The sequence below is a fragment of the Mycobacterium sp. TH-M106 genome (genome assembly GCF_057473765.1).
Genome location: NZ_JBYCLE010000033.1, coordinates 1 through 5,069 on the forward strand (window position 1 = coordinate 1; position 5,069 = coordinate 5,069).

The window sequence follows — 5,069 nt, forward strand, 5'->3', positions numbered from 1 at the left end:
CGCGCCGCGACCGCGGCCGCCGAAATGAAGCAGGCCTGAAAAGCCAGGGTCCGCACCATCAGGTCGCGACCCATCACCAGCTGCGCGCGCAGCACCGAGCAGTCGGGGCGCACCGTCACCCGTTCGACCACCAGCGCGCGGCCGAACAGCAGCGCGGCCAGCCACTGCCCTGCCACATTGGCGACCGCTGACCCGGCCAGCCCCAGGTGCGGCAACCCCAGCCAGCCGTACACCAGCAGCGGACACAACAGGGCCGACGAACCGAACCCGGCGACCACGTAATGCAGTGGCCGGACGGTGTCCTGCACCCCACGCAGCCAGCCGTTGCCGGCCAGTGACAGCAGGATCGCCGGGGCCCCCAGGATCGCGATCCGCAGCCACCGCAGCGCCGCGTCGGCGATCTCTGCGCCTGGTTGGCCGCCGGCGATGGCCGACACCACCGGCGCCGCAGCGGCGTGCACCACCACGATGATCAGCGCGCCCAGACCTAACGCCAGCCAGGTCGCCTGCACGCCTTCGGCCACCGCCGACACCCGGTCGCCGGTGCCGAAGTAGCGGGCCGAACGTGCGGTCGTGCCGTAGGACAGAAACGTCAGGTCGGAACCGACCAGACCCAGGATCAGCCCGCCGATGGCCAGTCCGGCCAGGGCGAGCGCGCCCAACCTGCCGACCACCGCGGTGTCGAACAACAGATACAGCGGTTCGGCGGCGAGCACCCCGAGCGCCGGTAGGGCCAGGGCGGCGATGTGCCGACTACCGGCGGACCTGTCCGTCATGCGCACCATCCTTCGCGGGCGTGCGCAATCCCGGTCTGCCATCGGCGTGTCGCACCGGGAACACGCACGCTCGCGCCGAAGAACCGCCTCAACCGAGCGCGGCGACCAACGCCGCCACCACGTCCGCGGCGGGGCCCGTGGTCGAGTAGCCGGCGGCGAGCTGGTGTCCTCCGCCTCCGAATGACGACGCCGCCACCGTCAGGTCCACCGCGGACTTGGCTCGCATCGACACCGACCAGCACTCCGGCTCGACCTCTTTGAGCACCGCCGCCACTTCGGCCTGCTCGGTGGTGCGCACGATGTCGATGATGCTCTCCACGTCTTCCAAGCGCGCCGCTTGCCACTCTCCATTGTCGACCACCGCGTAGACCAGGCCGCGCCCTCCGACCGCGTCGGGCAGCAGCTGCGCCGAAGACAGCACCCGCGACAGCATCGGCATCCAGGAGAAGGGGTGGGTGTCCAGCAACGTCCGGCTGATGCCGGCGTTGTTCACGCCGATCTCCACCAACCGGGCCGCCAACCGGTGTCCACGCGCGCTGGCCCACCGGAACGACCCGGTGTCGGTAGCCAACCCGGCGTAGAGGCATTGCGCCACCGCGAGGTCGAGAGGCTTGCCCCATGCGTCGATCAGCTCGGCCACCAACATCGTGGTCGAGTCCGCGGACGGGTCAACGAAATTCACCGTTCCAAACAACTGGTTCGAGGCGTGGTGGTCGATCACCAGCAGCTCGCGCGCCGAGTCGGCAAGATGACGCAGACCGCCGAGTCGGTTGATGCTGGGAATGTCGACGGTCACCACCAGGTCGGCGTCGCGACGGATCACGTCGGGGCTAACCAGCAGCCTGCCCCCGGGCAGCGACCGCAGCGGCCGCGGCAACGTCGCCGGATCGGAGAAGCCGACCTGGACAGCTTTGCCGCAGCCGTCGAGCACCAGCGCCAGCGCCAGCCCCGCCCCGATGGTGTCGGCGTCGGGGTGGACATGGCAGACCACCGCGACGGTGCCGGCCGCAGACACCAACTCCGCGGCACCGGCGGCGTCGACGCGTGCCCCCACCGCCGGCGACTCGGCTGCCACCACGACCTTCTCAGTTCTCCGCGCCCGCTTGGCCGACTCTCCCGCCGACCGTTTCGCGGCCCGCAGCGTCGTCAGCGAGACTCACCCGGTACGGGTTGGCCTCCCCCACCGGTTGGGCACCCTCGCGCATCCGGGCCAGATCGGCGTCGGCGGCCTGTGCGGCGGCCAGCAGCTCATCCATCCGCTGTGCGGTGTCGGGCACCGTGTCTCGGACGAAGGTCAGCGTCGGGGTGAACCGCACGCCGGTCCCGGCTCCGACCTTGGAACGCAGCACACCCTTGGCTCCTTCCAGCGCCGCGGCGGCACCGGCGTAGTCAGGGTCGTCAGCCAAGGTGCGGCCCAGCACGGTGTAGTACACGGTGGCGTCGTGCAAGTCGGCGGTGACCCTGGCGTCGGTGATGGTCACCCCGGCCAGCCGCGGATCCTTGATCTCGTACTCGATCACCGAGGCGACGATGGTGGCGATCCGTTTGGCCAGCCGCCGTGCGCGAGACGGGTCAGCCATCGCTAGGCCCGTTCCTTCTCCACCAGCTCGTAGGTCTCGATCACGTCGCCTTCCTTGATGTCGGAGTAGTTCAGCGTCAGGCCACACTCGTAGCCGTCGCGGACCTCGCTGACGTCGTCTTTTTCCCGGCGCAGCGAGGAAACCACGAGGTTGTCGGAGATCACGACACTGTCGCGCAGCAGCCGCGCCTTGGCGTTGCGGCGCATCACGCCGGAGGTGACCAGGCAGCCGGCGATGTTGCCGACCTTCGAGGAGCGGAACAGCGCCCGGATCTCCGCTCGGCCCAGCTCGACCTCTTCGTAGATGGGCTTGAGCAGGCCGCGCAGCGCCTTCTCGATCTCGTCGATGGCCTGGTAGATCACCGAGTAGTAGCGGATCTCGACGCCGTCGCGGTTGGCCAGCTCGGTGGCCTTGCCCTCGGCACGCACGTTGAACCCGATGATGATCGCGTCAGACGCTGACGCCAGGTTGACGTTGGTCTCGGTGATGCCGCCGACACCACGATCGATCACCCGCAGTGCAACGTCGTCATCGACCTGGATGCCCATCAGCGCCTCTTCCAGCGCCTCGACGGTACCGGCGTTGTCGCCCTTGAGAATCAGGTTCAGCTGGCTGGTTTCCTTCAGTGCCGAATCCAGGTCCTCCAGGCTGATCCGCTTGCGCGAGCGCGCCGCCATGGCGTTGCGTTTGCGGGCGCTGCGCTTGTCGGCAATCTGGCGGGCGATCCGGTCCTCGTCGACAACCAGCAGGTTGTCGCCGGCACCGGGCACCGACGTGAAGCCGATGACCTGCACCGGACGCGACGGCAGCGCAGAATCGACGTCCTCGCCGTATTCATCCAGCATGCGACGGACCCGGCCGTAGGCGTCGCCCGCGACGATCGAGTCTCCGACATGCAGGGTGCCGCGCTGCACCAACACGGTGGCCACCGGCCCGCGACCGCGGTCCAGATGCGCCTCGATCGCCACCCCCTGAGCCTCCATGTCCGGGTTGGCCCGCAGGTCCAAGGCGGCGTCGGCGGTCAGCAGCACTGCCTCCTCCAGTGCTTCAATGTTGGTGCCCTGCTTGGCCGAAATATCGACGAACATGGTTTCACCGCCGAATTCCTCTGGCACCAAACCATATTCGGTGAGCTGACCACGGATCTTTGCCGGATCTGCACCTTCCTTGTCGATCTTGTTGACCGCCACGACGATCGGCACATCGGCTGCCTGGGCGTGGTTGATGGCCTCCACCGTCTGCGGCATCACACCGTCGTCGGCGGCGACCACCAGGATTGCGATGTCGGTGGCCTTGGCGCCGCGGGCACGCATCGCGGTGAACGCCTCGTGACCGGGGGTGTCGATGAAGGTGATCAGCCGGTTGGCGCCGTCCAAGTCGAGCGACACCTGGTAGGCGCCGATGTGCTGGGTGATGCCGCCGGCTTCGGCCTCGCGGACCTTCGCGTTGCGGATGGTGTCCAACAGCCGGGTCTTGCCGTGGTCGACGTGGCCCATCACGGTCACCACCGGCGGACGGACCTGCAGGTCCTCCTCGCTGCCCTCGTCCTCGCCGTACGTCAGGTCGAAAGACTCCAGCAGCTCGCGGTCCTCGTCCTCGGGGGATACGACCTGAACGTTGTAGTTCATCTCGCTGCCCAGCAACTCGAGAGTCTCGTCGCCGACCGACTGGGTGGCGGTGACCATCTCACCGAGGTTGAACAGCGCCTGCACCAGTGCGGCGGGGTTCGCATCGATCTTCTCGGCGAAGTCGGACAGCGACGCGCCACGCGCCAGCCGGATGGTCTCGCCGTTGCCGTGCGGCAACCGCACGCCGCCGACCACCGGTGCCTGCATCGAGTCGTATTCCTGGCGCTTCTGCCGCTTGGACTTGCGGCCACGTTTCGGCGCGCCGCCCGGGCGGCCGAACGCCCCCGCGGCGCCGCCGCGCTGGCCCGGACGGCCGCCGGGCCGGCCACGGTAGCCGGTGCCCGCCGGTGCAGCGGCACCACCGCCTCCGCGGTAGGGGCCGCCGGGAACCCCGGGGCCGCCGGCGCGGCCCCCAGGAGCACCTGGGCGGCCCCCGCCGCCCGGGCGGGGAACCCCGGGGCGCGGTGGCCGTCCTTGCGCGCCCAGCCCCCCCGGGCCGCCGGGACGGGGCGGCATGCCGTCGGGCGAGACGCCGGGCCGCGGCATGCCGGGCCGGGCGGTCCCCGACCGGGGAGATTGCGGACGCGGAATGACCCGGTCCACCGGCTGTGCCGAAGAGAAGGGGTTGTTGCCGACGCGCGGGGTCCGGATGCCCGGCTTCGGTGTCGGCGGCGCCTGCGGAGGCTGAAGAGGCGCAGCCTCCGCGGCGGCCGGGGGAACAGTCGGCCCAGCTGGCTCGGCCCGGACCGGCCTGGTGGTGGCCGATGTGGCTGGGGTAGCCGATGCAGCCGCCGATGTGGCTGATGTGGCTGATGTGGCTGGTGTGGCAGCTGTGGCCCCCGCCTTGGCGGGAGCACCGTTGCCGGCCGTCTTCGCTGCGGCCTTCGCCGTGCTCTTGGTGCTCTGTGCGGCCGGCTTGCCGCCACCGAACGATTCGCGCACCCGACGCGCGACGGGAGCCTCCACTGTGGAGGATGCCGACTTGACAAATTCGCCCTGCTCGCTCAGCCGGGCGAGGACTTCTTTACTGGTGACACCGAGTTCCTTGGCCAACTCGTGTACGCGGGCCTTTGCCACTACATCTC

At 69.7% G+C, this 5,069-nt stretch carries 4 protein-coding genes; all 4 read right to left on the minus strand.

The features are described 5' to 3' along the window. Positions 1–776: MATE family efflux transporter (locus AC2VOP_RS01020; RefSeq protein WP_486959235.1), on the minus strand; the 776-nt coding region annotated here is incomplete at its 3' end. Between the two features lie 88 nt (positions 777–864). After that, positions 865–1,851 (minus strand): DHH family phosphoesterase, encoded by a 987-nt coding sequence (locus AC2VOP_RS01025; RefSeq protein WP_486959236.1) that lies wholly within the window; start codon positions 1,849–1,851, stop codon positions 865–867. A 10-nt stretch (positions 1,852–1,861) separates the two neighbouring features. Further along, positions 1,862–2,356, minus strand: a complete 495-nt coding sequence (rbfA, locus tag AC2VOP_RS01030) for a 30S ribosome-binding factor RbfA (RefSeq protein ID WP_486959237.1) — start codon at positions 2,354–2,356, stop codon at positions 1,862–1,864. Positions 2,357–2,358: 2 nt separating this feature from the next. Further along, entirely contained in the window at positions 2,359–5,061 is a 2,703-nt protein-coding gene (gene infB / locus AC2VOP_RS01035) for a translation initiation factor IF-2 (RefSeq protein WP_486959238.1), read from the minus strand. Between the last annotated feature and the right edge of the window lie 8 nt (positions 5,062–5,069).

Coding starts and splice junctions, on each gene's coding strand:
- rbfA (WP_486959237.1), bottom strand. CDS start 2,356: ATGGCTGACCCGTCTCGCGCACGGCGGCTGGCCAAACGGATCGCCACC.